The sequence below is a fragment of the Halomonas mongoliensis genome, assembly GCF_052496345.1.
In genome coordinates, this window is the sequence record NZ_CP199288.1 from 2250003 (window position 1) to 2275588 (window position 25586).

At 69.7% G+C, this 25586-nt stretch carries 22 protein-coding genes; 18 read left to right on the forward strand and 4 right to left on the reverse strand.

Features of this window, described 5'->3' with window-relative positions:
• Positions 1 to 85 precede the first annotated feature (85 nt).
• From ccmA to ACRYRV_RS10705, 13 genes are all read left to right on the forward strand, one after another.
• Positions 86 to 733 (forward strand): cytochrome c biogenesis heme-transporting ATPase CcmA, encoded by a 648-nt coding sequence (ccmA, locus tag ACRYRV_RS10645; protein WP_444985182.1) that lies wholly within the window; start codon positions 86 to 88, stop codon positions 731 to 733.
• Positions 720 to 1469, forward strand: coding sequence for a heme exporter protein CcmB (gene ccmB, locus ACRYRV_RS10650; RefSeq protein WP_253445837.1), 750 nt, complete (start codon positions 720 to 722; stop codon positions 1467 to 1469). The genes ccmA and ccmB overlap by 14 nt, the downstream gene beginning before the upstream one ends.
• Before the next feature lie 10 nt (positions 1470 to 1479).
• The gene (locus ACRYRV_RS10655; RefSeq protein ID WP_253445834.1) at positions 1480 to 2220 is read left to right on the forward strand and encodes a heme ABC transporter permease; all 741 of its coding nucleotides are present in this window, start codon (positions 1480 to 1482) and stop codon (positions 2218 to 2220) included.
• A complete protein-coding gene (gene ccmD / locus ACRYRV_RS10660; protein ID WP_444985181.1) occupies positions 2220 to 2459 on the forward strand; it encodes a heme exporter protein CcmD in 240 nt (79 codons plus the stop codon). Before ACRYRV_RS10655 ends, ccmD begins: the two co-directional genes overlap by 1 nt.
• A gap of 1 nt (position 2460) precedes the next feature.
• The gene (ccmE, locus tag ACRYRV_RS10665; RefSeq protein ID WP_253452263.1) at positions 2461 to 2976 is read left to right on the forward strand and encodes a cytochrome c maturation protein CcmE; all 516 of its coding nucleotides are present in this window, start codon (positions 2461 to 2463) and stop codon (positions 2974 to 2976) included.
• Between the two features lie 12 nt (positions 2977 to 2988).
• Positions 2989 to 5004 (forward strand): heme lyase CcmF/NrfE family subunit, encoded by a 2016-nt coding sequence (locus tag ACRYRV_RS10670; RefSeq protein WP_444985180.1) that lies wholly within the window; start codon positions 2989 to 2991, stop codon positions 5002 to 5004.
• The gene (locus tag ACRYRV_RS10675; protein ID WP_253445828.1) at positions 5001 to 5534 is read left to right on the forward strand and encodes a DsbE family thiol:disulfide interchange protein; all 534 of its coding nucleotides are present in this window, start codon (positions 5001 to 5003) and stop codon (positions 5532 to 5534) included. The genes ACRYRV_RS10670 and ACRYRV_RS10675 overlap by 4 nt, the downstream gene beginning before the upstream one ends.
• Entirely contained in the window at positions 5525 to 5998 is a 474-nt protein-coding gene (locus ACRYRV_RS10680; RefSeq protein ID WP_253445825.1) for a cytochrome c-type biogenesis protein, read from the forward strand. Before ACRYRV_RS10675 ends, ACRYRV_RS10680 begins: the two co-directional genes overlap by 10 nt.
• Positions 5995 to 7242 (forward strand): c-type cytochrome biogenesis protein CcmI, encoded by a 1248-nt coding sequence (gene ccmI, locus ACRYRV_RS10685; RefSeq protein WP_253445822.1) that lies wholly within the window; start codon positions 5995 to 5997, stop codon positions 7240 to 7242. Before ACRYRV_RS10680 ends, ccmI begins: the two co-directional genes overlap by 4 nt.
• A 19-nt stretch (positions 7243 to 7261) precedes the next feature.
• Positions 7262 to 10756 (forward strand): chromosome segregation protein SMC, encoded by a 3495-nt coding sequence (smc, locus tag ACRYRV_RS10690; protein ID WP_444985179.1) that lies wholly within the window; start codon positions 7262 to 7264, stop codon positions 10754 to 10756.
• Positions 10757 to 10982: 226 nt separating this feature from the next.
• Positions 10983 to 12596 carry a cell division protein ZipA gene (gene zipA / locus ACRYRV_RS10695; RefSeq protein ID WP_444985178.1) on the forward strand — a complete coding sequence of 538 codons (1614 nt, stop codon included), beginning with the start codon at positions 10983 to 10985 and terminating at the stop codon, positions 12594 to 12596.
• Between the two features lie 143 nt (positions 12597 to 12739).
• Entirely contained in the window at positions 12740 to 14809 is a 2070-nt protein-coding gene (ligA, locus tag ACRYRV_RS10700; RefSeq protein ID WP_444985177.1) for an NAD-dependent DNA ligase LigA, read from the forward strand.
• Positions 14806 to 15075 (forward strand): YheU family protein, encoded by a 270-nt coding sequence (locus tag ACRYRV_RS10705; protein ID WP_253445809.1) that lies wholly within the window; start codon positions 14806 to 14808, stop codon positions 15073 to 15075. The genes ligA and ACRYRV_RS10705 overlap by 4 nt, the downstream gene beginning before the upstream one ends.
• Positions 15076 to 15082: 7 nt before the next feature.
• Here the strand turns inward: ACRYRV_RS10705 and mnmC are convergent, their stop codons facing one another.
• Together mnmC and ACRYRV_RS10715 are read right to left on the reverse strand one after the other, a co-directional pair.
• On the reverse strand, positions 15083 to 17098 hold the full coding sequence (gene mnmC, locus ACRYRV_RS10710; RefSeq protein ID WP_444985175.1) for a bifunctional tRNA (5-methylaminomethyl-2-thiouridine)(34)-methyltransferase MnmD/FAD-dependent 5-carboxymethylaminomethyl-2-thiouridine(34) oxidoreductase MnmC: 2016 nt from the start codon (positions 17096 to 17098) through the stop codon (positions 15083 to 15085).
• A 149-nt stretch (positions 17099 to 17247) separates the two neighbouring features.
• Positions 17248 to 17547: a YciI family protein gene (locus ACRYRV_RS10715; protein ID WP_253445803.1), complete on the reverse strand. Its 300-nt coding sequence runs from the start codon at positions 17545 to 17547 to the stop codon at positions 17248 to 17250.
• 116 nt (positions 17548 to 17663) lie between these two features.
• Here ACRYRV_RS10715 and ACRYRV_RS10720 point away from each other — a divergent pair, with 116 nt between their 5' ends.
• Together ACRYRV_RS10720 and ACRYRV_RS10725 are read left to right on the forward strand one after the other, a co-directional pair.
• The gene (locus ACRYRV_RS10720) at positions 17664 to 18608 is read left to right on the forward strand and encodes a PHP domain-containing protein (RefSeq protein ID WP_444985174.1); all 945 of its coding nucleotides are present in this window, start codon (positions 17664 to 17666) and stop codon (positions 18606 to 18608) included.
• Between the two features lie 27 nt (positions 18609 to 18635).
• A complete protein-coding gene (locus ACRYRV_RS10725) occupies positions 18636 to 19259 on the forward strand; it encodes an L-threonylcarbamoyladenylate synthase (protein WP_309635964.1) in 624 nt (207 codons plus the stop codon).
• 18 nt (positions 19260 to 19277) lie between these two features.
• On the opposite strand, the gene ACRYRV_RS10730 is transcribed toward ACRYRV_RS10725, so the two are convergent.
• Together ACRYRV_RS10730 and ACRYRV_RS10735 are read right to left on the reverse strand one after the other, a co-directional pair.
• On the reverse strand, positions 19278 to 20213 hold the full coding sequence (locus ACRYRV_RS10730) for an ion transporter (RefSeq protein WP_309635963.1): 936 nt from the start codon (positions 20211 to 20213) through the stop codon (positions 19278 to 19280).
• A gap of 42 nt (positions 20214 to 20255) precedes the next feature.
• Positions 20256 to 21122 (reverse strand): CYTH domain-containing protein, encoded by an 867-nt coding sequence (locus ACRYRV_RS10735; RefSeq protein WP_444985173.1) that lies wholly within the window; start codon positions 21120 to 21122, stop codon positions 20256 to 20258.
• 103 nt (positions 21123 to 21225) lie between these two features.
• Between ACRYRV_RS10735 and ACRYRV_RS10740 the strand changes: the two genes are divergently transcribed.
• The 3 genes from ACRYRV_RS10740 to argA all read left to right on the forward strand — a co-directional run bounded on the left by ACRYRV_RS10740 (position 21226) and on the right by argA (position 24708).
• Entirely contained in the window at positions 21226 to 21906 is a 681-nt protein-coding gene (locus ACRYRV_RS10740) for a TIGR00153 family protein (RefSeq protein ID WP_309635961.1), read from the forward strand.
• A gap of 76 nt (positions 21907 to 21982) precedes the next feature.
• Complete coding sequence (locus ACRYRV_RS10745) at positions 21983 to 23248, forward strand: inorganic phosphate transporter (protein ID WP_253445787.1); 1266 nt, start codon at positions 21983 to 21985, stop codon at positions 23246 to 23248.
• A 134-nt stretch (positions 23249 to 23382) separates the two neighbouring features.
• Positions 23383 to 24708 carry an amino-acid N-acetyltransferase gene (gene argA, locus ACRYRV_RS10750; protein WP_309635960.1) on the forward strand — a complete coding sequence of 442 codons (1326 nt, stop codon included), beginning with the start codon at positions 23383 to 23385 and terminating at the stop codon, positions 24706 to 24708.
• Positions 24709 to 25586 lie beyond the last annotated feature (878 nt).

Sequence of the window (25586 nt, forward strand, 5' to 3'; positions counted from 1 at the left end):
ACTGGCTGACGCAGCCGCTCTTCTGGCAGGAAAACGGCTTTCCGTGTAGAGTCTCGAGCCAAATTACCCATGCACGGAGTGTGCCTTGAGCCTGAGCCTGCAAGCCCGAAAACTGGCCTGTGAACGGGATGATCGCTGGCTCTTCGAGGATCTCGACCTGGACATTCGCGCCGGCGAGATCGTGCGCATCGAGGGGCCCAACGGCAGCGGCAAGACCACGCTGCTGAAGATCCTGTCCGGCCAGCTGGCCGACTACCAGGGGGAGCTTTACTGGAATGGCGCGCCCATGCGTGAGGCGCGGCAGGCCTTTCTCGAGAGCCTGCTCTATCTGGGGCACGCGCCGGGGGTGAAGGCGGCGCTGACGCCCCTGGAGAACCTGGCCTGGTACCAGGCGCTGGCCGGGGCGCGCAGCAATGAGGCGGCGCGCCTGGCGGCACTGGAGTCCGTCGGCCTGGTGGGCTTCGAGGACGTGCCCGCAGGGCAGCTCTCCGCCGGCCAGCAGCGCCGGGTGGCACTGGCCCGTCTGGAACTGACGCCGCGGCCGCTGTGGGTGCTCGACGAGCCCTTCACCGCCATCGACCGCGACGGGGTGGCGGCGCTGGAAGAGCGGCTGGTGATTCACGCCCGCGCCGGCGGCTGCGTGCTGGTGACCACTCACCACGAGCTGCGCGACACCGCCGAGCTGCGGCGTATTCGCCTGGGCAGGGGAGGGCAGCAGCATGCCAGGCACTAACGCACCCTCGCCTGCGACAGAAAGCCGCACCCCCGTCGAGGCGACCGGGGAACCCGGCGCGGGCCTTGCGGTCGCACTCTGGGCAACGCTCAAGCGTGATCTGGTGCTGCTGATGCGCCGGCGCAGCGAAGTGCTCAACCCGCTGGTCTTCTTCGCGCTGGTGATCACCCTGTTCCCGATCGGTATCTCGCCGGACCCGGAACTGCTGGCCACCATCGCCCCCGGCCTGCTGTGGGTTGCCGCGCTGCTGGCGGCGCTGCTCTCCCTGGACAGCCTGTTTCGCGGCGACTACGACGACGGCTCCCTGGAGCAGCTGCTGCTGACGCCGCAGCCGCTCTCCATGCTGGCGCTGGCCAAGGTGGCGGTGCACTGGCTGCTGACCGGCCTGCCCCTGGCGCTGATGGCTCCTGTCCTCGGGATCATGCTGTCGCTGCCCGCCGGCAGCTACCTGACGCTGGCGGTTTCGCTGGCACTCGGCACCGCCAGCCTGAGCCTGATCGGCGCCATCGGCGCAGCGCTCACCGTGGGACTCTCCCGGGGTGGCGTGCTGCTGTCGCTGCTGGTGCTGCCGCTCTATATTCCGGTGCTGATCTTCGGTGCCGGTGCGGTACAGGCGGCCATCCTCGGCGACGGGGTCGCGGCCCATCTGGCCATTCTGGGTGCCCTGCTGGCCCTGGCGCTGATGCTGGCGCCCTGGGCCATGGCGGCATCGCTGCGTATCAGTATCAACGGTTGAGAGGTGAGGCATGTGGGCCTTCATTAACAAGCTGCGTTCCCCCAAGTGGTTCTACGCCATCGGTGCCAGGTTGCAGCCGTTCTTCTGGGTCGCCGCGGCGACCCTGATCCTGGTCGGTACGGTCTGGGGCCTCGCCTTTGCCCCCGCCGACTATCAGCAAGGCAACAGCTTCCGCATCATCTACGTCCACGTACCGTCGGCCTTCCTGGCCCAGTCGATCTTCGTCAGCATGGCGGTGTGCGGCCTGGTCTACATGGTCTGGAAGATCAAGGTGGCCGACATGGCCGCCGCCATGATGGCGCCCCTGGGGGCGGCCATGACCTTCGTGTCGCTCTTCTCCGGGGCGGTCTGGGGAGTGCCCACCTGGGGCACCTGGTGGATGTGGGATGCGCGGCTCACCTCGATGCTGATCCTGCTGTTTCTCTATCTGGGCGTGATCGCCCTGCGCGGCGCCTTCACGAGCCGCGACAGCGCCTCCCGGGCCGCCTCGGTGCTGGCCATGGTGGGGGTGATCAATATCCCGATCATCAAGTACTCGGTGGACTGGTGGTACACCCTGCACCAGCCGGCCACCTTCACCATCACCGGGCGCGTGGCCATGCCCACCGAGATGTGGGCGCCGCTGCTGATCATGGTGCTGGGCTTCTACAGTTTCTTCATTGCCTTGACGCTGATGCGCACCCGCAGCGAGATCCTGCGCCGCGAGTCCAGCAAGCGCTGGGTACGTGACCTGGCCGCGGAGGAACGCTGATGGCCTTCGAATCGCTGAACGAGTTTTTCGCCATGGGGGGGCACGCCCCCTATGTCTGGGCCGCCTGGGGCGTGACCGCCGGGCTGCTGATCGTCATCGTCCTGCACGCCCGCGCCGAGCGGCGCCTGCTGCTGCGCAACCTGCAGCGCCGGGTGCGTCGCGAGGAGCGCCTCGGGGCGGAGCGGGGCGGCATGGCCGAGGTTTCACATCAAGTGGGTGGTAATCATCATGACTCTTAGCCTGACCCAAAAGCGCAAGCAGAAGCTCTACGTGATCCTGGGGCTGCTCGTCCTGGCGTCCATTGCCGTGGGGCTGACCCTCTATGCCCTGCGTGCCAACATCAACCTCTTCTTCAGCCCCATCCAGATTGCCGCCGGCGAGGCGCCCTTCGAGCGACAGATCCGGGCCGGCGGGATGGTCAAGGAGGGGACGGTAGTGCGTAACCCCGACAGCCTGGACGTGGAGTTCTACGTGACCGACTACGTCGACGACCTGCGCGTCCACTACAGCGGCATCCTCCCCGACCTGTTCCGGGAAGGGCAGGGCGTGGTGGTGGTCGGCCAGCTGCAGCACGACGGCTACCTCAAGGCCGACCAGGTGCTGGCGCGCCACGACGAGAACTACATGCCCCCCGAGGTGGCTCAGGCGCTGGTAGATGCCGGCTACAAGCCCGAGGACTTCCAGCAGAAGGCTGAAGCGGCGGCCAAGCGTGCGGAGGCCAGCGCCTCCAATGGCGCCAGCAGCAGCGCGTACTGAACCGGAGACCCCATGCTTATCAGGATGATTCCCGAAATCGGCCACTTTGCCCTGGTCATCGCCCTGCTGATGGCCATCGTGCAGTCGGTGATGCCCCTGGCCGGCGCGGCGACCCGCCGCCCGCTGTGGATGGCCTATGCCCGGCCCATGGCAGCCGGGCAGTTCCTGTTCGTGGCCATCGCCTACGCCTGCCTGACGGCCAGCTACATGCTGGACGACTTCAGCGTCATGAACGTTGCCAACAACTCCAACTCCATGCTGCCCTGGTACTACAAGTTCAGCGCGGTGTGGGGCAACCATGAGGGCTCGGTGCTGCTGTGGAGCCTGATGCTGGCCGGCTGGGGCTACTTCGCCGCCCGCTACTCCCGGGAGCTGCCCCGCGACATGGTCGCCCGGGTGCTGGGCGTGCTGGGCCTGGTCTGCGTGGGCTTCCTGCTCTTCATCCTGGTCACCTCCAATCCCTTCGAGCGGATCCTGCCCCACATGCCGGCGGACGGCTCGGACCTCAACCCGCTGCTCCAGGATATCGGCCTGATCCTTCACCCGCCGATGCTCTACATGGGCTATGTGGGCTTCTCGGTGGTCTTCGCCTTCGCCATCGCCGCCCTGCTGGGCGGTCGCCTGGACGCCGCCTGGGCGCGCTGGGCGCGTCCCTGGACCAACCTGGCCTGGGCCTTTCTCACCGTGGGGATCGCGCTTGGCAGCTGGTGGGCCTACTACGAGCTAGGCTGGGGCGGCTGGTGGTTCTGGGACCCGGTGGAGAACGCCTCCCTGCTGCCCTGGCTGACCGGCACCGCCCTGATGCACTCCCTGGCGGTGACCGAGAAGCGCGGCGCCTTCAAGAGCTGGACCCTGCTGCTGGCGATCTCCACCTTCTCGCTGTCGCTGCTTGGCACCTTCCTGGTGCGCTCCGGGGTGCTGACCTCGGTGCACGCCTTCGCCAACGACCCCTCCCGGGGCTTCTTCATCCTGGTTCTGCTGGGGATCACCGTCGGCCTGTCGCTGCTGATCTTCGCCCTGCGTGCCCCGCGGGTCAGCCACAAGGTGGGCTTCACCTGGCTCTCCCGGGATGCGCTGCTGCTGATCAACAACATCATGCTGGTGATCATGACGGTCACCGTGCTGATGGGCACCGTCTATCCGCTGCTGCTCGATGCCCTGGACCTGGGCAAGATCAGCGTGGGGCCCCCCTACTTCAATGCGCTCTTCGTGCCGCTGACCCTGATCATGGTGGTCTTCATGGGCATGGGGCCGATCTCGCGCTGGAAGGACACCTCGGCCAGCCTGCTGGTCCAGCGGCTGTGGGTCGCCGCGGCGGTGTCCGTGGTCCTGGGCGCGGCGCTGCCGCTGATCTTCGCCGAGCGCTGGAGCGCGCCGGTGGCCATCGGCCTGATCGCCGCGCTGTGGATCGTGCTGCCCATGCTGCGTGATCTCTACGACAAGACGCGTCACGCCAGCTCCATCGGCGCAGGGCTCAAGAAGCTATCCCTGGCCTACTGGGGCATGCAGCTTGGCCACCTGGGCGTGGCGGTGACCATCGTCGGGATCGCGATCGTCTCCAACTACGAGATCGAGCGCAACGTGCGCATGGGGCCGGGCTCCAGCGTGGAGGTGGCCGGCTACACCTTCACCATGACCGAGCTGACCAGCCGCCGCGGTGCCAACTTCCTGGCCGACCGGGCGGTGATCGAGGTCCAGCGCGGCGATCGTGAGCGCAGCTTCACCATGAACCCGGAGAAGCGGCTCTATATCGCCACCGGCATGCCGATGACCCAGGTGGCGCTGCGCCCCGGTTTCTTCCGCGACCTCTACGTCGCCATGGGGGAGGATCTGGGTGACGGCACCTGGGCCATGCGCGTCCAGTACAAGCCCTTCGTGCGCTGGATGTGGCTCGGCGGCCTGCTGATGTCCATCGGCGGCGTGCTGGCCGTCTACGACAAGCGCTACCGCCGCATGGCCACGGCGCCTGACCCCGAGGAGGCCGCTCTCCAGGCCGCCTCCGGCAAGGGCAAGGAGGCGGCCGCATGAAGCGCCGCCTGCTGCTGCTGCTGCCGCTGATCGGCTTCCTGGCGCTGTCGCTGTTCCTCTACCAGGGGCTGTCGCTCAACCCCTTCCACCGGGAGTCGGCGCTGATGGCGCGCGACTTCCCGGAGTTCGACCTGGCGACCCTGGAGGACCCGGAGCGCCGGGTCGACCGCTCGCTCTTCACCACCGGCGAGCTGACCCTGGTCAACGTCTGGGGCGAGTGGTGCCCGGAGTGCAAGCGCGAGATGCCGCAGCTGCTCGACCTGGCCCACCACCACGGCGTGCGCATGGTGGGCATCAGCTGGAAGGACACCCGCGAGAAGGGGCTCGGCTTCCTCGAGGAGTTCGGCAACCCCTTCGAGATCAATGTCTTCGACCCGGATAACGAGCTGGGCTTCGAGCTCGGCGTATTCGGCGCCCCGGAGTCCTTCCTGGTGGATGCCGACGGGGTGATCCGCTACCACCACGTCGGCTACATCTCGCCGGGCGAGGTGCGTGACAAGATACTGCCGGAGGTGGAGAAATGGCGCTGATACGAACCCTGCTGACGACCCTCGTCCTGCTGCTGGTGGCCGGCACGGTCCAGGCGGCCGGCATCGAGGTGCGCGAGTTCGACGACCCGGTCATGGAGCAGCGCTACCGCAGCCTGACCGCCTCGATGCGCTGCCCCACCTGCGAGAACCAGGCGATCAACGACTCCGATGCGCCGGTCTCCGCCGACATGCGTGACCGGATCTACCTGCTGCTGCAGGAGGGCGTCTCCGATATCGAGATTCGCGACCATATGGTGCAGCGCTTCGGCGACTATATCCTCTACAACCCGAGGCTCGAGGGTCGTACCTTCCTGCTCTGGGGGCTGCCGGCCGGTCTGGTGGTGCTGGGGGCCATTGTGGTGGTCCTGATCGTGAGGTCGCGCAAGACCGCTTCCGCCCAGGCGCTCTCCGAGGAGGAGCGTGCTCGCCTCCAAGCCCTGATCAACCGCGAGAGAACCGAATGACTCTGTTATGGATTGCCTTCGCCCTTCTGCTGCTGCCCGCCCTGTGGCTGCTGGTGGCGCCGCTGCGCCGCGCCCGTGCGCTGCACGATGCCCAGCGCGACTACGAGGCCAGCGATCGCACCGCCGAGCAGAACGTGGCGATCTTCCAGCGCCGCCTCTCCTCCCTGGAGGCGGCCCTCGAGCGCGGCGATATCGACCAGGCCCGCTACGAGGAGGATCGCCTCGAACTCGAGCGCAGCCTGCTGGAGGATACCGAGAGCCTGGAGCGTGCGCCGCTCAAGGCGTCTGCCTCCGGCCGGGTCGTCGTGCCGGTGGTGATGGTGCTGGTGGTGGCCGCCAGCGTGCTCTGGTACCAGCGGGAGGGCGCCGAGGGCGACCTCGCGCTGCTGGCGGTGCAGGAGGAGGTGCAGAACCACCCCGAGGGCTCCCTGGCGATGATGGTCGAGCGCCTGGAGGAGCAGGCGGCTCGTCAGCCCGGCAACCCCAATGTCTGGGCCTCGCTCTTCCCGCTCTATCGCGACATGGGGCAGGGCCCCCAGGCTATCAACGCCCTGGAGCGGCTGATCGAGATCGAGGGACGCCACCCCTCGCTGCTCGGCAACCTGGCCCAGATCGAGTTCTTCGTGGCCGACCGCCAGCTCACTTCCCGGGTCCAGGCGCTGGTGGACGAGACCCTGGCGCTGGACTCCAGCCAGCCCACGGTGCTGGGCGTGCTCGGCATCGAGTCCTTCGACCGCGGCAACTACGAGGCGGCCATCGACTACTGGCGGCGCGCCATTGCCGGCATGACCGACCCCGGCTCCGGCGAGGCGCTGCGCGAAGGCATCCGCATCGCCCAGGAGCGCCTGGGGGTGACGCCGGACGCCGAGCCGGTGATGGGCGAGGCCCAGGGCGCCGGTATTCACGTGCGGGTGCGCCTCGATGAGGCCCTCCAGGGACGCCTGGGCGACGAGGCCACGGTCTTCGTGGTGGCCCGGGACCTGGAGGGCGAACTGCCGCCCCTGGCCGTGGCCCAGTTCCGTGCCGAGGAGCTGCCCGTCGAGGTCGTGCTCGATGAGCGCAACGCCATGTCGCCCGAGGCGAGCCTGGCCCAGGTGCGAGAGGCGCGCCTGATGGTGCGCGTCTCGGCCAGCGGCGATGCCACGCCCCAGGCCGGCGACCTCTTCGGTGACCTGGAGGGGGTGCCGGTGGGTGCCACCGACGGTGACCCCGTCGAGGTGGTGGTCGACCGTGTCTTCGAATGACGCCGACGGTTAGGCGCTGATGCGTCTCAAGTCGATACGCCTGGTCGGCTTCAAGTCCTTCGTCGACCCGGTCACGGTGCCCTTCGAGGGCAATATGACCGCCATCGTCGGGCCCAACGGCTGCGGCAAGTCCAATATCATCGACGCGGTGCGCTGGGTCATGGGGGAGTCCTCCGCCAAGACCCTGCGCGGCGAGTCGATGACCGACGTCATCTTCAACGGCTCCACCGGTCGCAAGCCGGTGGGGCAGGCCTCCATCGAGCTGCTCTTCGACAACCGCGACGGCACCCTGGGCGGCCCCTATGCCCAGTACGCCGAGATCGCGGTCAAGCGCCTGGTCACGCGGGAGGCGCAGTCCAGCTATTTCTTCAACGGCCAGAAGTGTCGCCGTCGGGATATCGCCGACCTCTTTCTGGGGACCGGCCTGGGCCCGCGCTCCTACGCCATCATCGGCCAGGGCATGATCTCGCGGCTCATCGAGGCCCGCCCCGAGGAGCTGCGTGCCACCCTGGAGGAGGCCGCCGGCATCTCCCGCTACAAGGAGCGCCGCCGGGAGACCGAGAACCGCATGCGCCGCACCCAGGAGAACCTGGAGCGTCTGGAGGATATTCGCGAGGAGCTCGACAAGCAGCTCGAGCGCCTCCGGCGCCAGGCGGAGGCGGCCCGTCGCTATCAGACCCTCAAGAACGAGGAGTACCGGCTCAAGGGTGAGCTGGCGCTGCTGCGTGCCCGAGCTCTGCGCGCCAGCCAGGGCGAGGAGGAGAGCCGGGTCCGGGAGCTGGAGACCGCGGTGGAGCGCGAGGTGCTGGGGCTGCGCCAGTGCGAGACCCGCCTCGAGGAGGCCAGGGCCGACCATGATCGCCTGGCCGTGGAGCTCGACGCCGAGCAGGCCCGTTTCTTCGAGACCACCACCGCCATCGCCCGCCTCGAGCAGGACCTGGAGCACGCGCGCAGCCGTGATGCCCAGCTGGCCCGGGACCTCGAGGCCGCCCGTCGGGAGCTCGAGGAGCTCGACCGGCTGGGCGAGGACGACGGCGAGCGGCTGGCGCGTCTGGAGGCGCGCCTGGAGGCGCTCGTGCCGGAGCGCGAGGTGGTGGCGGAGGAGCTCGAGGAGCTGGAGGCCGCCCTGGAGGAGGCCGAGCCCGAGGCCGAGGAGGCCGATGCGGCCTGGGAGGCCTTCAGCGAGCGGTGGCGCAGCGCCAGCCGGGATGCCGAACGCAGCCAGGACCGCCTGCGCGAGCTGGAGTCCCGCCTGGAGCGGCTTGCCGCCGACGAGGCGCGCCGCCGCCAGCAGCAGGAGGAGCTGCCCGATATCGCCCTGCTGGCCGAGCAGCGCGGCGAGGTCGCCGAGCGTCTGGCCGAGCTGGAGCTGGAGCGTGAGGGCCTCGATGAGCGCCGCGGGGCGCTGACGCTCTCCCGGGACGAAGCCCGCGAGGCGGCTCGGATCGCGGAGCAGGCCCGGGAGGTCGACCGCCAGCGGCGCAGCGAGCTCGCCGGTGAGATGGCCTCCCTGGAGGCGCTGATCCAGGCCGGCCTGGCCGACCACGACCAGGCGCTGGAGGCCTACCTGGGCGAGCTGGGGCTGGCCGAGGCGCCCCGGCTGGGTGAGTGTCTCGACGTGGAGTCGGGCTGGGAGGCCGCCGTTTCCTGGGTGCTGGCGCCCTGGCTGCGGGCCCGGCTGGTTTCCGAGGATGAGCGGGTCCAGGCGGCGCCCGCCCCGGCCGAGCTGGGCCTGGTCGAGGCGGGGGGCGATGACTCTCGCCCCGACGGCAACAGCCTGGCCGCCAGGGTCAAGGGAGCGGGGGCCGCGGCCCAGTGGCTGGCACCCATTCGCTGCGTCGAGAGCCGAGAGGCGGCCTGGGCTGCCCGGGATGGCCTGGCGCCCGGCGAGAGCCTGCTCACCCCCGACGGCCTCTGGCTGGGCCGGGGATGGGTACGCCACCGCGGCCAGGGCGATGGCCCGGATGCGCTGCTGGTGAGCCGGCGTCGTCAGGCCGAGGTCCAGGCGGCTCTCGCCGAGGTCGAGGTGCGCCTGGCCGAGCAGGAGCAGCGCCTGGCGGCGGCCGCCGAGACGGTGTCTCATGCCGAGGCCGAGCTGGAAGGGTGTCGTCTCCAGGAGCGCGACCTGGATCAGCGGCGTCAGCAGCTGGCCGTTCAGCAGAGCGGCCTGGCCAGCCGGCTGGAGCATCTCGAAGGGCGCGCCGCCGAGCTCGCCGAGGAGCTGGCCGGCCTGGCCGAGGCGAGGGAGGAGACCCGGCTCGCCATCGAGGAGGCCAGGGCGCACTGGCAGCAGGCCATGGTGAGCCTGGAGGAGGGCGCCGAGCGCCGGGAGCGACTGGAGCGCGAGCGCCAGGCGGCCAGGGAGCGGCTCGCCTCGCTGCGCAGCCGTCAGCGCCCCCTGGCCGAGCAGCTGCAGCGCCTGGCCCTGGAGCAGGAGCGCCTCGCCACCGAGCGCGGCGGCCTGGATGAGCAGCGTGGCCGGGCCGGCGAGGCCCGCGAGCGGTTGAGCGGGCGACTGGAGGAGCTCGAGGAGGAGCGCGAGCTGCTGCGTGAGCCCGGTGAGGAGCGGCGGGAGCGTCTCGACGAGCTGCTCGACCGCCGGGAGCGCGAGGAGCGCACCCTTAACGCGGTGCGCGCCCGGGCCGCCGAGCTGGTCGAGCGGCTGCGCGAGGATGAGCTGGCCCGACAGGGCCATGAGCGGGGCCTGGAGGGGATTCGGGAGCGCCTCCAGGAGGCGCGCCTGCAGGTGCAGGCGCTGCGCCTCAAGGCCGAGACCCAGGATGAGCAGCTTCGCGAGCTCGGCCATGACGAGCATACCCTAGCCGAGGGGCTCGACCCCAACGCCACCGAATCCGCCTGGCAGACCCGGCTCGAGGAGCTTGGGGAGCGCATCCGGCGCCTGGGCGCCATCAACCTGGCGGCCATCGAGGAGTATGACCAGCAGGCCGAGCGTCGCGACTACCTGGAGGCCCAGCACGCCGAGCTCAGCGAGGCGCTGGAGACTCTGGACCGCGCCATCCGGCGCATCGACCAGGAAACCCGGGCCCGCTTCCGCGACACCTTCGAGCGGGTCAACGCCGGCCTGCAGTCGCTTTTCCCCCGAGTCTTCGGTGGTGGAACCGCATGGCTGACGCTCACCGGCGAGGATTTGCTGGAGACCGGGGTGGCGATCATGGCGAGGCCACCGGGCAAGAAGAACAGCACCATCCACCTGCTCTCGGGGGGAGAAAAGGCGCTGACCGCCCTGTCGCTGGTATTTGCCATCTTCCAGCTCAACCCGGCGCCCTTCTGCATGCTGGACGAGGTGGATGCGCCGCTGGATGATGCCAACGTGGGCCGCTATGCGAAGCTGGTGAAGGAGATGTCGGAAAGCGTCCAGTTCATCTATATCACCCACAACAAGATCGCCATGGAAGCGGGTGATCGGCTGATGGGTGTCACCATGCAGGAGCCGGGGGTATCGCGCCTGGTCTCGGTGGATGTGGAGGAGGCGGCGGCCCTGGCCGAAGCCTGATGGACTTGAAGCTGGACCCTAAAAGGGGTAACAAGGAGATAAAGCATGCTGCATTGCATGGATGCACGGGAATTATCGAGGGGTGATGGCACGGGCCGGAGGCGACTCGGGGGGATAAATCCCGAAGGGTTGACAATTAAAAAAAGTGGCCCCTATTTCGGCGATCACGCTATGCTATGGACGGACAACCATCAGGCATGGCGCCTAAGCGAAAGGCTGACGACCCATGGAACTTAGAGAGTGGCTGATCATCCTGGGGTTGGCGCTGGTGACCCTCATCGTGGTGGATGGGGTGCGTCGCCTGCAGCGCCAGCGGCGTGTTCCCCGGCTCGATGAAGCGGTAGACGACACCCGCAGCAATGACCCCGACCCGGCGGCCCGAGAGGCCGAGATCAACTGGGAGCTGCCCAACGGAGGGGCGCGAGTCGTCAGGCCCGCGGACTACAGCCCTGTGCAGCCCAAACCCAAGCTGGAGCGCCAGGAGCACCCCGGCCCGTCCCGCGTGCTGGCCGGGTTCCGCCAGCAGGCCGAGGGCACCAGGGACGAAGAGAGTCCGGGCGATACCGAGCGCTCCCGGCGCGAGCCTGCCCTCCAGGCCTCCCGTGAGCCAGATGCCGCGGCGGCTTCGCCCGCCGCCCCGCTGGCTTCCGCCGGCGCGCCTGGCGCCGCCGAGGCGGCCGACAGCCCCGGCGTGGCGCCGGCCACCTCCGAGACTAGCGACCGGGGCAAGCCGCCCCGCGCCGAGACCAGCGCTGCTGCCGGTTCGACTGAGCACGCGCCTGCCTCGGGCGAGCCCGCCGTGGAGGCGCCCGAGCGGCGCGAGCCGAGCCTCTCCGCTCTGGATGACGAGACCGCCGAGAGCGCCAGCCGCACCGAGGCGCCCCTGGCGGCGGACCCCGAGGACCATGACGACTACCCGGACGACGAGCGCTATCGGCTGGTCGACCTGGAGGGCATGGGCGATTCCCTGAAGAGCGGCTCGCAGCGCATGGGCGTTTCCATGAAGCGTTTCGGCGCCTCGCTGCAGAAGAGCCTTGCCGACCGCCGCGAACAGAAGCGCCTGGAGAAGGCCCGCCGCGAGAAGGAGAAGGCGGAGAAGGCCGCCCTCGAGGCCGAGCGTCAGCGGCTGGCCCGGGAGCAGGCCGAGGCCGAGCGAGAGCAGAAGCGCCAGGAGGCCCAGGCCGCCGCCGAGTTCGACGATAATGACCCGCTCTTTGCCCCGCCCCGCTCGCGGCGTGCCGGAGTGGCCGTCGACGATACGGCGTATCCGAACGAGCCGTCCGCCTATGCCACCGAGGAGCCCCTGCAGAGCGACAAGGTGCACGTGCACCCTGTGCTCGAGAAGGCGCTTCGCCATGACGTCAGTGCGGAGCATGCTCGCGAGACCCTGGGCGCCGCCGACGAGCTTATCGTCATCAGCGTGATGTCCCGGGAGGAGGAGGGCTTCTCCGGTGCCGCCCTGCTCAACCTGATGCTCGCCTGCGGCCTGCGCTACGACCGTGACATGGGGGTCTTCCACCGCTTCGAGACCGAGGACCCGGAGAGCCGCCTGCAGTTCTCCATGGTCAACGTGGTCAAGCCGGGGACCTTCCCCATCACCGGCATGGACGAGTTCCGCACGCCGGGCATCACCCTGCTGATGCCGCTGCCTGGCGCGGAGGACGCCTCCGCGTCCTTCGAGGCCATGGTGGAGACCGCCATGGTGATCGTGCGAAACCTCGGCGGCGAGTTGAAAGACGAGAATCACAGCGTGATGACCGCCCAGACCGTGGAGTTTGCCCGTCAGCGGGTGCAGGAGTTCGTCCGTCGCCATCGCCTGCATCGCTATCAGGTGAATTAGTCCCAGGCGCTCTGTGCCCAGCGGTATGCCAACGACCCCCGGTCCATCCCACCGGGGGTCGTTGCTTTGGTAAGCTAGGCGCCGATAACCGGCTTCGAAGCGGGGGCTTCGAGGCCTTCGCCCTGGACGAGAACCCTGACGCAATGACCCAGCCCAACCAGCAGCTTCTCGATGAGGTCGCGCGCCTGCGTGCCGAGCTCGACGATGCCAACTACCGCTACTATGTTCTCGACGACCCGAGCCTCACCGACGCCGACTATGACCGCCGGCTGCGCCGGCTGCAGGCGCTCGAAGCCGAGCATCCGGAGCTGGTGACCCCGGACTCCCCGACCCAGCGGGTCGGGGCGCCGCCGGATGCCGGTTTTCCGGAGATCGAGCACGCCGTGCCCATGCTCTCCCTGGACAACGCCTTCAGCGAGGAGGAGCTGGCGGCCTTCGTGCAGCGGGTGGCGGAGCGCCTGGAGTGCGATCCCGAGACGCTCGACTTCTGCTGCGAGCCCAAGCTGGATGGGGCAGCCGTGTCGCTGGTCTACGAGGGGGGCGTGCTGGTCAGCGGCGCCACCCGGGGCGACGGTCGTACCGGGGAGGGGATCACCTCCAACCTGCGCACCCTGCGCTCGGTGCCGCTGAAGCTGCGCGGCGACAGGCCGCCGGCGCTGCTGGAGGTGCGCGGCGAGGTGGTCATCGAGCACGCCGACTTCGAGGCGCTCAACGCCCGGGCCCGGGCCGAAGAGGGCAAGGTCTTCGCCAACCCCCGCAACGCCGCTGCCGGCAGCCTGCGCCAGCTCGACCCCAGGGTCACCGCGACCCGCCCCCTGCGCTTCAGCGCCTATCAGGTGGCGCGCATCGAGCCCGCCCCGGGCGATGCCACCCACAGCGCCCTGATGGCCCATCTGGGCGACTTCGGCCTTCGCACCAGCCGCGAGCTTGCCGTGGTGCGCGGCGCCGAGGGCGTGGTCGACTACTGTCGAGCCCTGGGGGAGCGGCGTGACGGTCTCGGCTACGATATCGATGGCGTGGTGATCAAGGTGGACGACCTGCGCCTGCAGCGGGAGCTGGGCTTCGTCTCCCGGGCGCCGCGCTGGGCCATCGCCTTCAAGTTTCCCGCCCAGGAGCAGACCACCCGGCTCAATGACGTCGAGTTCCAGGTAGGGCGCACCGGCGCCATCACCCCGGTGGCCCGCCTGGAGCCGGTCTCGGTGGCCGGGGTCACCGTCTCCAACGCCACCCTGCACAACGCCGACGAGATCGCGCGTCTCGGCGTCATGATCGGCGACACCGTGGCCATCCGCCGGGCCGGCGACGTGATTCCCCAGGTGGTACGGGTGGTGGAGGGTGAGCGTCCGGAGGATGCCCGGGAGATCGTCTTCCCCGAGCGCTGCCCGGTCTGCGACTCCCAGGTCGAGCGCCTGGAGGGCGAGGCGGTGGCGCGCTGCTCAGGCGGGCTCTACTGCCCGGCCCAGCGCAAGGAGGCGCTCAAGCACTTCGCCTCTCGCCGCGCCCTGGACATCGACGGGCTCGGCGAGAAGCTGATCGAGCAGCTGGTGGAGCGCGACTGGGTGACCACTCCGGCGGACCTCTTCCGCCTGGAGGCCGAGCGGCTCGCCGAGCTGCCGCGCATGGGGCAGAAGTCCTCGGAGAACCTGGTGGCCTCCCTGGAGAAGGCCAGGGCAACGACGCTGGCGCGCTTCATCTATGCCCTGGGCATTCGCGAGGTGGGAGAGGCCACCGCCGCCAACCTGGCCCGCCACTTCGGCACCCTGGAGGCGCTGATGGGGGCCGAGGTCGAGGCCCTGGAGGCGGTGGAGGACGTGGGACCCATCGTGGCCGCCCACCTGCACACCTTCTTCCGTCAGCCCCATAACCGCGAGACCATCGACGACCTGATCGCCTGCGGCCTGCGCTGGGAGGAGGAGGCCGTGGGCGAGCGGCCAAAGCCCCTGGCCGGCCAGACCTGGGTGCTCACCGGCACCCTGGCGAGCATGACCCGGGACCAGGGCAAGGCGCGCCTCCAGGCGCTGGGCGCCAAGGTCGCCGGCAGCGTCTCGAAGAAGACCGCGGGGCTGGTGGCCGGCGAGGCCGCCGGCAGCAAGCTGGAGAAGGCGATGCAGCTCGGCGTGCCGGTGCTCGACGAGGCGGCCTTCCTGGCGCGGCTGGCCGCCTGGGAGGCGGGAGAGGGTGACGAGCATACCGAAGGGGAGGGCGAGGCATGAGCGGACGCTTTATCGAGGTGCCCTGGCGCATGCTGCCCGCCGAGACCCTGGATGCCCTGCTGGAGGCCTTCGTCACCCGCCAGGGCTACGACACCACCGACACCGGCGAGGGGATGCGCGGCTGGGTGGGGGAGCTCCGTGGGCAGCTCGAGCGAGAAGAGCTGATCATCGCCCACGACCTGCAGACCGAGCTCACCGAGGTGATGACCCTGGCCCAGTGGCGGGCCTTCGGGCGGGACCTGGCCGATGACGAGGAGGAGGGGTAGGGCCTCCCTATTTCCCTCTGATCAGCTCGCGGATGATTCGTCGGCCCGGATGAAGGTGGTCGGCGAGCGGCTGCTCCAGGGGCAGCGGTTCGTCGCAGATCCGCGAGGCGAGGAGCTCCGCGCAGAGCGGGGCGCTGGCCAGCCCCCGGGAGCCGTGGGCGGCGCTGATCCAGAGCCCCTGGTGGTGGCGTCCCGGCACCTCGGGCACCCGAGTGGCGTCCTTGGTCAGCAGGGCATAGTCCTCCCGCCACGCCGTGGCGTCGGGCACCGGCCCGGCATAGGGCGATTTGTCGGGACTGGCCGCCCTCACGCCGACCCGGCCGGTGAGGCGCTCGGGGGTGAGGTCGGCGCCGGCATCGCGCAGCGCGGCGACGAAGGCGGGCAGGCCCCGCTCGAGCTCCGCCAGGTTGGCGGCGTGGTCCGCCGCCCGTTCCGTCGGGTCGGTCTCCCCCGGGGCGAAGGTGGCGCCGAAGTTGAGCACGCCGTCCGCGGCCGGCGGCACATAGCCCCCGGCGCAGACCACCCGGCCCAGCGGCGGTGCCCCTTCGGGCAGCCGCAGCTGGCTGACCTGACCGCGCACCGGCTGCAGGGGCAGGGCGGCGGTCTGGGCAAAGCGGCCGGCCTCGCTGGCCCCGGCCACCACCACCTGGTCGGCCTCGAGCCGCTCGCCGTCGGCCAGGGTCAGGCACCAGCCATCGGCGCCGCCGTCCAGTGCCGTTACCTCGCCCAGGCGAAGGGTGACCCCCGACGTGGCGGCCAGGCTCGCGCAGAGCGCCAGCGGCCTGACCCAGGCGGCGCAGGGGTAGTCCAGGGCCGGCCCGGGGACCTCGATGCCCGCGGCGGCGCCGGCCGCCTCGGCGTCGAGGCCGCGCACCACGCTCTCCGGCAGCGGGTGGTTGGCCAGGAAGCGCGCCTGGCGGGCCTGCTCCTTCTCGCTCAGGGCCAGCTGCAGCACGCCGCTGGGGCGCCACAGCGCCTGTTCCGGGTCCAGCCACTCCAGCCAGCGCCGGCTGTGCAGCAGCCCGGCCAGGTAGGTGCGGCTCTGGGGGTTGGTGTCCACGGCCAGCTTGACGTAGAGGGCGCCCTGCAGATGGGTCTCGCCGAGGCTGGCGCGGTCGAAGCGGTCGATCAGGGTCACCGAGACCCCGCGTCGGGCCAGGGCGGCGGCGGCGCTGGCCCCGGCGATGCCGGCGCCGATCACCGCCACCTGCCGCGGGGGCCGGGCGGCAGGCGGTGTGAACCAGGGCGTGCGGGCGCGCCTTTCGTCGCCGGGTGGCGTGGCGATGTCGCCGGCCAGCATCTCGCGCTTGCGCCCGAACCCCGGCACCTTGCGCCAGCTGAAGCCCGCCGCTGACAGGCCCCGCTTGACCACGCCGGCGCAGGTGAAGGTGGCGAAGGTGGCGCCGGGGCGCGAGTGGGCCGCCATCGCCTCGAACAGCTCGGGCCGCCACATCTCGGGGTTCTTCGCCGGGGCGAAGCCGTCCAGGAACCAGGCGTCGACCCGGCCCTCGAGCAGCGCCAGCCGCTCGGCGGCATCGCCGAAGTGCAGGTCCAGGGTGACCCGCTCATCCAGCCACAGGCGGTGCACGCCGGCCACCGGCTCGGGCCACTGGGCGACCAGTGCCGCGGCGCGGGGGGCGAGGTCGGGCCAGGCGGAAAGCGCCCGGGCCAGCTCCTCCCGGGCAAGGGGAAACTTCTCGGTGGAGACCAGGTGGAGCCGCGCGTCGGCCGGGGCCTGGGCATCGAAGCAGGCCCAGGCGCAGAGCATGTTGAGGCCGGTGCCGAAACCGGTCTCGCCGACCACGAAGGGGCGCCTCTCCTGCCAGGCGGCGAAGCGCTCGGGCAGGCGGTTACCCGCCAGGAAGACATGGCCGGTCTCGGCGCGGCCGTCGTGGCGGGAGAAGTAGACGTCGTCGAAGGCGGCCGAGTGCGGCGCGGCCTCGCCGCTGGCGTCGCTCTGCCAGTCGAGGCGGGCGGTTTCCAGGGCGGCGAGCGGGGGCAGGCCATCGGGGGCGGCGGTCACGGAGGGCTCCGGTGGGTGGATGATTCTTGATCGATGGCGCCGCGGCGGCGTCTCATCACGGCTGGCGAAAGGCATCCGCGGCGTTTCAACAGTGTTATCCACAGCCTCTGTGTAAAACCTGCCTGTGGACAGCGTGGCGCCTCAGGGGCTCAGGGCAGCACCTTCTTGAAGGGCTTGACGGTCACCTTGGCATAGACCCCGGCGATCATGTAGGGATCGGCATCGGCCCAGGCCTGGGCCTCCTTGAGGCTGTCGAACTCGGCGACCACCAGGCTGCCGGTGAAGCCCGCCTCGCCGGGGTCCTCGCTGTCGATGGCCGGGTGGGGGCCGACCAGCACCAGGCGTCCCTCGTCGCGCAGGGTCTCCAGGCGGGCCAGGTGGTCCGGACGGGCGGCCAGGCGGCGTTCCAGGCTGTTGTTCACATCTTCACTGATGATGGCGTAGAGCATGGCAGGGGGGCTCCTCGGGTCGAGCGGCGGATGCCGCGAAGCGCGCCGGCGATTGACCGGATTCGGCCTGGCGCGCACCATGGAAACCCATTCTGACAAAGTCGCCGGTCGGCGTCATGCCAATGCCATCACTTCCCGCTCGTTTCGAAGGCGAGCCCGAACCGCTCTCCGTCGATCTGCATATGCACTCCACCGCCTCGGACGGCGCCCTGGCCCCTGCGGCGCTGGTGGCCCTCTGCAAGGCCAGGGGGCTCACCCATATGGCGCTTACCGACCATGATACCCTGGCCGGTGTGGCCGAGGCCGCCGCCGCGGCAGGGCGCGAGGGACTGACGCTGATCCCCGGCACCGAGCTCTCCACCCGCTGGCGGGGCCACAATATCCATGTGGTGGGGCTGCTGCCGGAGGGGGCTCGCGGCGCCCTGGTCCAGGGGCTGGCGGCCCAGGCCGAGGCGCGCGAGCAGCGGGCACACAAGATCGCCGAGCGCCTGGAGAAGGTGGGGCTCGCCGACGCCCTGGCCCGGGCTCGCGAGGAGGCCGGCAGCGAGCGCCCCCTGGGGCGGCCGGACTTCGCCCGGGCCCTGGTGACGGCGGGGCTGGTGCCCGATATCGCCACCGCCTTCAAGAAGCACCTGGGCGACGGCAAGGCCGGCGACGTCAAGTCCCACTGGCCGGAGCTCGGCGAGGCGGTGGCCTGGGTGCTGGACGCCGGTGGAGTGGCGGTGCTCGCCCATCCGCTGCGCCACGGCCTGACCCGGCGCAAGCGCGGCCTCTTGCTGGACGCCTTCCGGGAAGCGGGCGGTCAGGCGGCGGAGCTGGTCAGCGGCTTCCAGAATCCCGATGCGACCCGTGACCTCGCCCGCCAGCTCCAGGAGCGCGAGCTCCTCGCCTCGGTGGGCAGCGACTTTCACTTTCCCGGCGGCCATCTGGCCCCGGGCAGCATGAGCCCGGTACCGCGCACCGCCACCCCGCCGGTCTGGACCCACCCGCGGCTGGCCGGCTTCGCTGGCGGCCCGGCGGAGGCGGACGCGGCCCGGGCGCTAGCGTCTCACGATCGATGACACGGCCACTGCACAGGGAGCGACACCATGAGCCAGTTCTTCCAGCTTCACCCCGATAATCCCCAGAAGCGTCTGATCGACCAGGCGATCCAGATCATCCGCTCCGGCGGCGTGGTGGCCTATCCCACCGATTCCGGCTATGCCCTGGGCTGTTCCCTGGGCGAGAAGAAGGCCATCGACAAGATCAAGTGGCTGCGTTCGCTGGATGACAAGCACAACTTCACCCTGGTCTGCTCCGACCTCTCCGAGATCGGCACCTACGCCAAGGTGGACAACGCCGTCTTCCGGCTGCTCAAGGCCCACACGCCGGGGGCCTATACCTTTATCCTCCAGGCCACCAACGAGGTGCCGCGGCTGCTGCTGCACCCCAAGCGGCGCTCCATCGGGGTGCGGGTGCCGGATCACGCCATCACCCATGCGCTGCTCGAGGCGCTGGGCGAGCCGCTGATGAGCGTCACCCTGATCCCGGTGGGCGAGACCCTGCCGATGACCGACGCCGAGGAGATCCGCGACCGCTTCGATGCCCATCTGGACCTGATCATCGACGGCGGCGCCTGCCACCTGGAGCCCACCAGCGTGGTGGATCTGCGTGAGCTGCCCCCGAAGATCCTTCGCGAGGGACGCGGCGACGTCGCCCCCTTCCGGGAGTAGTGGCCCGCTGCCGCCGGCTCAGCCCGGCGGCGTCTCGCCCTCCTGGCCATCCGCGTCACTCTCCTTGCGGGCCTCGTGCCAGGCCGCCTGCTCCTCCTCGGAGAGGTGCGGGTCCGGCGACTCCTCGTCGAGCCAGGTGCCGCACTTCAGGCAGTACCTGGCGCCTCGCTCGTGCCTGTCATGCCCGCAGCCGGGGCAGGCCTCGTCGGAATAGCGCTCCTCCCGGATCGAGCGGATCACCTGGGCGGAGAAGACCCCGGTGGGCACCACGATGATCGAGTAGCCGGTGAGCATCACCATCATCGAGAGCCCCTGGCCCAGGGGGGTGACCGGCACGATGTCGCCATAGCCCACCGTGGTGAGGGTGACGATGGCCCAGTAGATGGCCTGGGGAATGCTGGTGAAACCGGCCTCGGCGGGTTCGATCAGGTAGATCAGCGAGGCGAAGATGGTGACCAGGAAGAGGACGGTGAGCAGGAACAGGAAGATGGGGTGCAGGGCGCGGCGCAGCGACTCGACCAGCAGCCGCCCCTCGCCCACGAACTGCATCAGGCGCAGGATGCGGAAGATGCGCAGCACTCTGAGCACTCGCACGATCAGCAGGGCCTGGGCGCCGGGGACGATCAGCGCCAGCCAGGTGGGCAGCACCGCGATGACATCCACCACCCCGTAGAAGCTGCGCAGGTACTGCGTCGGTCGCTCCAGGCAGTAGAGCCGGATCGCCAGCTCGATGGTGAAGGCGATGGTGAAGCCCCACTCCAGCCAGAAGAAGAGCTCGCCCCAGCGAGCGGCATAGGCCGCCACGCTGTCGAGCATCACCACCAGCACGCTGGCGAGTATCATCGCGATCAGGGCGATATCGAATCCCTTGGCCGCCGGGGTATCCGACTCGAAGATGATCTGGAAGGCGCGGGTGCGCAGGCCTTCCCCGCCGGGTCTGATCTCGAGGTTCATCAGGCTCTCTCCGTGGGTGGTGGTGGACCGATGGCTCGCCAGTCAGCCCAGCGGGCGGTCGGCGGGCAGCCGGCGGGCCAGGCGCAGGAAGTCGAGGCCGAAGGGGGGCGCCAGCCAGTCGGCGCGGTTCAGCCCCTCGGCCAGCCGCCGGGCCGCCTCGCCGAGTTCGCCGCCGCTCGCCTCGGCCAGCCCGCCCAGGGCGTCCCGGGCCGCCTCCCGCCAGTGCGCCTCGCCGGTATCGGCCAGGGCGTCCAGGGCCACCACGGCGCGCTGCAGCCAGGCGGAGGGTGCTACGCCCTCGGGGAGCTTCCAGGTACCGCGCAGCAGGGCGCCGCCCCGGGCCGCCTTGCTGGTATCCGCCGGGCGCAGCGGCACCGACTCGGCCAGAGCCTCGGCCAGGGACCAGAGCGCTTCCGGCTCGCCGGCCTTGAGCTCGAGTTCCAGCTCGCGGATCGCCACCCGCCGGCCGTCGGCCAGGATCTCCCCCTCGTCCAGGGCCACCTCGATGCGAGCCCCGGCGTGGGCCAGCTGCCAGCTCTCCCGGCGGAAGTCGGTGGTGAAGCGCGGTCTGAGCCGCGACAGCACCTCGCGGCCCAGGGTCGCCGGCGGCAGCCCGGCGAGGCCCGCCAGGTCGAGTTCGGGGCCGGGCACCTCCCACTCCCACTCGCCGCGCCGCGAGAGGCCGCCGCCCCCCTCGCCGCTGGTCTTGACGGTCTGCAGGGTGCGCCCGTCGATGCGCCGCAGGCGCAGCGCCATGCGGGCCGCCTCCAGGTCGCCTTCCGGGGTGTCGAAATAGGTGTTGCCGAGGCGCTGGGCGGCCGGCGCCTGTTCCGCCAGCAGCGGGTGCCGGCGCAAGGCGTCCGGCCCTTCCGGCCCCAGGGCGAGCTTCAGCTCGATCTCGTGACTCATGACAATGGTGTCTCGCTGTGATGAATTCTGGAGGATTTTTTCATGACGCTGCCGGAGGGGGGCTCTATACTGTCGCCGCCATTCCCCAAGCCGACAGAATTCCATGGTGACACCCAACCCATTCTCGGCGATGTTCGGTCGCTCGCCATTCCAGCCGCTGCGGGCGCATATCGTCAAGGCCAACGAGTGCGCCGACCAGCTGCTGCCCTTCTTCGAGGCCACCCTGGCCGGCGACTGGACCGAGGCCGCGAGGGTCCGCGAGACCATCACCCGGCTGGAGCACGAGGCCGACGAGCTCAAGACCGAGCTGCGCCTCAACCTGCCCAATACCCTCTTCCTGCCCGTCTCCCGCACCGACCTGCTTGAGCTGGTCAGCGTGCAGGACAAGATGGCCAACAAGGTGCGCGACATCACCGGCATCATGCTCGGCCGCAGCATGCAGATGCCCGAGCCCCTGGCCGGTCCCATGCGCGACTACATGCGCACCGCGGTGGCCTGCGTCGCCCAGGCCCGGGAGGCCATGGAGGAGCTCGAGGCGCTCCTCGAGTCCGGCTTCGGGCGCAACGTCTCCGACGTCATGCATCGCCTGATCCGCGAGCTGCACACCCTCGAGCAGCAGGCCGATGGCCAGCAGGTGGCGATTCGCCGCCAGCTCTTCGAGCTGGAGAGCGAGCTGCCGCCGGTGGATGTGGTCTTCCTCTACAAGATCATCGACTGGGTCGGAGAGCTCTCCGATCGCGCCGAGCGCGTCGGCAGCCGTCTGCAGATCCTGACGGCCCGCTGACCCCATCTTGCCTGCCCGGCGCCGCCGGGCAGGCATCGCACGCCACTCTCGACAAGCCACATAGGAACCAACCCCTATGTCGATCATCGCGCAGCACGGCGAAGTCTTCATCATTCTTGCCTGCCTGTTCGGCTTCTTCATGGCCTGGGGCGTCGGTGCCAACGACGTGGCCAACGCCATGGGCACCTCGGTGGGCTCGAAGGCCATCACCATCAAGCAGGCGATCATCATCGCCGTCATCTTCGAGTTTCTCGGCGCCTGGCTGGCCGGGGGCGAGGTCACGGCCACCATTCGCGGCGGCATCATCGACCCCGAGCTGCTCGATGCGGATCCCCAGTTCCTGGTCTACGGCATGCTCTCGGCGCTGCTGGCCGCGGCCATCTGGCTGATGGTGGCCTCCGCCAAGGGTTGGCCGGTCTCCACCACCCACTCCATCGTCGGTGCCATCGTCGGCTTCGGCGCCGTGGGCCTGGGCATGGAGGCGGTGGCCTGGGGGAAGGTGGGCACCATCGCCTCGAGCTGGGTGGTCTCGCCGGTGCTGGCGGGCACCATCGCCTTCGTGCTCTTCAAGTCGGTGCAGCACCTCATCTTCGAGTCCCATGACCCCTTCGCCGCCGCCAAGCGCTATGTGCCGGTCTACGTCTTCCTGGTGGGCTTTATCGTCGCCATGGTGACCCTGACCAAGGGCCTGACCCATGTGGGCCTCGACCTCAGCTTCGGCCAGAGCTTCCTGCTCGCCATCCTGCTGGGGCTGGCCATCATGGGGCTCGGCATCCTCATGGAGCGGCGCGTCAAGTACGAGCGCCGTGCCGACGACCACTTCGGCTTCAGCAACGTGGAGCGGGTCTTCGGCGTGCTGATGATCTTTACCGCCTGCGCCATGGCCTTCGCCCACGGCTCCAACGACGTGGCCAACGCCGTGGGGCCGCTGGCGGCGGTGATCAGCGTGGTGCGCAGCGACGGCGTCATCGACAGCGCCGCCCTGGTGCCCTGGTGGGTGCTGGTGCTGGGCGGCGGTGGCATCGTCTTCGGCCTGGTCACCTATGGCCACAAGGTCATCGCCACCGTGGGGACCGGCATCACCGAGCTGACCCCGAGCCGCGGCTTCGCCGCCACCCTGGCGGCCGCCTCCACCGTGGTGCTCGCCTCGGGCACCGGCCTGCCCATCTCCACCACCCACACCCTGGTGGGGGCGGTGCTGGGGGTGGGGCTGGCCCGCGGCATGGCGGCACTCAACCTGAGCGTGATCGGCACCATCGTGATGTCCTGGCTGATCACCCTGCCGGCCGGCGCCATCCTCTCCATCCTCTTCTTCTTTACCTTCAAGGGAATCTTCGGCTAGGCCTCGGACCCGGGGCCCGCTCGCATCGCGGGCCCTGCCGCTTCCTGCCTGCCGGTGGTGCCGCGGGTTTCCCGGCTCTGCTATTCTCGAACGTCTGCCTGACACTCATGCATCCGCTGCCGAAGAGGGTTGCCTTGGACACTCGTTTCCCCTTTGTCGACTGGTTTCGCAACTCGTCGCCCTATATCAACGCCCACCGCGGGCGCACCTTCGTCATTCTGATCGAGGGCGAGGCCATGGCGCGCGGGCGAGGGGAGCAGCTGATCCAGGACCTGGCGCTGCTGCACACCCTGGGGGTGCGGCTGGTGGTGGTGTTCGGCGTTCGTCCCCAGGTGCAGCAGGCGCTGGATGACGCCGGGGTCACCCCGTCTCTGCATCAGGGGCGCTGGATCGCCGACGAGGCGGTGATGGGTGTCATCGAGCGGACCGCCGCCGAGCAGCGGCTATGGCTCGAGGCACGGCTGTCGCTGGGCCTGCCCAATACCCCGATGCACGGGGTCGAGCTGACCGCGGTCTCCGGCAACCTGGTGATGGCCAAGCCGCTGGGGGTGCGCGACGGGGTCGACTTCGACCGCAGCGGTGAGGTGCGTCGAGTGCGCGCCACCGCCATTCAGGGGCTGCTGGAGCGGGGCTCGCTGGTGGTGCTGCCGCCGCTGGGCTTTTCGAGCACCGGTGAGGTCTTCGACCTCAATGCCTCGGACGTGGCCCAGCATGCCGCCATGGCGCTTTCCGCCGACAAGCTGATCCTGCTGGGGGAGGCCTGTGGGCTGTTCGACCAGAGCGGTCAGATGCAGCGTCAGCTGACCCCCGCCGAGGCCGAGCCGCTGCTGGCCGGGGCCGAGCCGGGCAGCGAGCTGGCGCGGCATCTCGAGGCGGCCTGCCAGGCCGCCCGTCACGGCGTGGCCCGGACCCACCTGCTCTCCTGGCACGATCACGACGCCCTGCTGGGCGAGCTCTTCACCCGCGACGGGGTGGGGACCATGATCACTCAGCACCGCTACGAGCAGCTGCGGCCGGCGGAGCTGGCCGATATCGGCGGCCTGCTGGAGCTGCTCGAACCCCTGGAGCATCGCGGCATGCTGGTGCCGCGCTCTCGGGAGCGCCTCGAGCACGAGATCGATGACTACCTGGTGATCGAGCGCGACGGCATGATCATCGGCTGCGCCGCCCTGCACACCTTCAATGACGCCGACATGGGAGAGCTGGCCTGCGTGGCGGTACACGACGACTACCGGGGCGGCAGCCGGGGGGAACTGCTGCTTGCCGAGATAGAGCGGCGTGCGCGCCGTCGCGGGCTCGACTCGCTCTTTGCCCTGACCACCCATACCGCCCACTGGTTCTTCGAGCACGGCTTCCGCCTGGCCGAGATCGAGTCGCTGCCGCCGCTGCGGCGTGATACCTACAACCATGCCCGCAAGTCCAAGGTGCTGATCAAGCCCCTCGCCCCCGGGCGTTCCTGAGTCGCTCCCTGCCGCCTGCGACGCCCACCTGTCGCCGTATCGCGTCGCCCTCTCGTGCGGTGTCGCCAGAGGGAGACGCCGTATTTATTTGATATATATGCAATTTTTTGGCGGGCAGTATTGGGCGTCGCCATATGGCAACGAAATTCCCCCGATTTTCGTACCTGCCGGGCCCGCTCCGGCCGCGCCCTGGCGTCAGTGGCGTCGGGGCTTGTTTTAAGTCACTGATTTTAAAGGTTGAGTAAGGTTTCTGGCACGATGTTGGCAATACTCTAGGCGAGCAACGGAGACGATTCACTACGGCTCGAATCGTCTTCGGTCGCCAAGGGGGTCAGGCAATCACTGCCCTGTGCGTGTCGACCCGCGAAGCGACCAGCGTCTGCTCCTAGCGATGTGTGACTCAAGGTTGCGATGAGACGGGTACCGACTCGATCAAGGACGCGTACCTTCAGGGGCAAGGATGCCCTGGCATGGATGCCTCTCCCCCTGCGGGGGGATCGAATTGCGCAGCATCGCCGCCGGCTCGGCCGGGGCGGTGGTGCCGAAGACGAAGCAGGGTGGTGTGCCGCAAGGCAGGCTGCCCGCATGGGGCCCCAGCCCCTGGCGGCAGATGGGGTCACATGGCTTCGGGGCCCTCGGGCCCATGGAAAGCGCGTTGCCGCACCGGTCAGGCGGTTTGCGCGGTTCGCTTTCCAGACCCTTCAGTTCCCTGCGTACTTGGGCCGGCTCTGCCGGCCCTTTTTTTTCCGTCCGGCAGCCGCGCGGGTGGCAGCGCAGGCAACATGGCGCCGCGATGGCCGGCAGAACTCTGGTATCCTGAAGGTCTAGAAGATGGCGGTATCCCCACTTTTTCTGCCACCCATCCTCCTGCAAAGAAC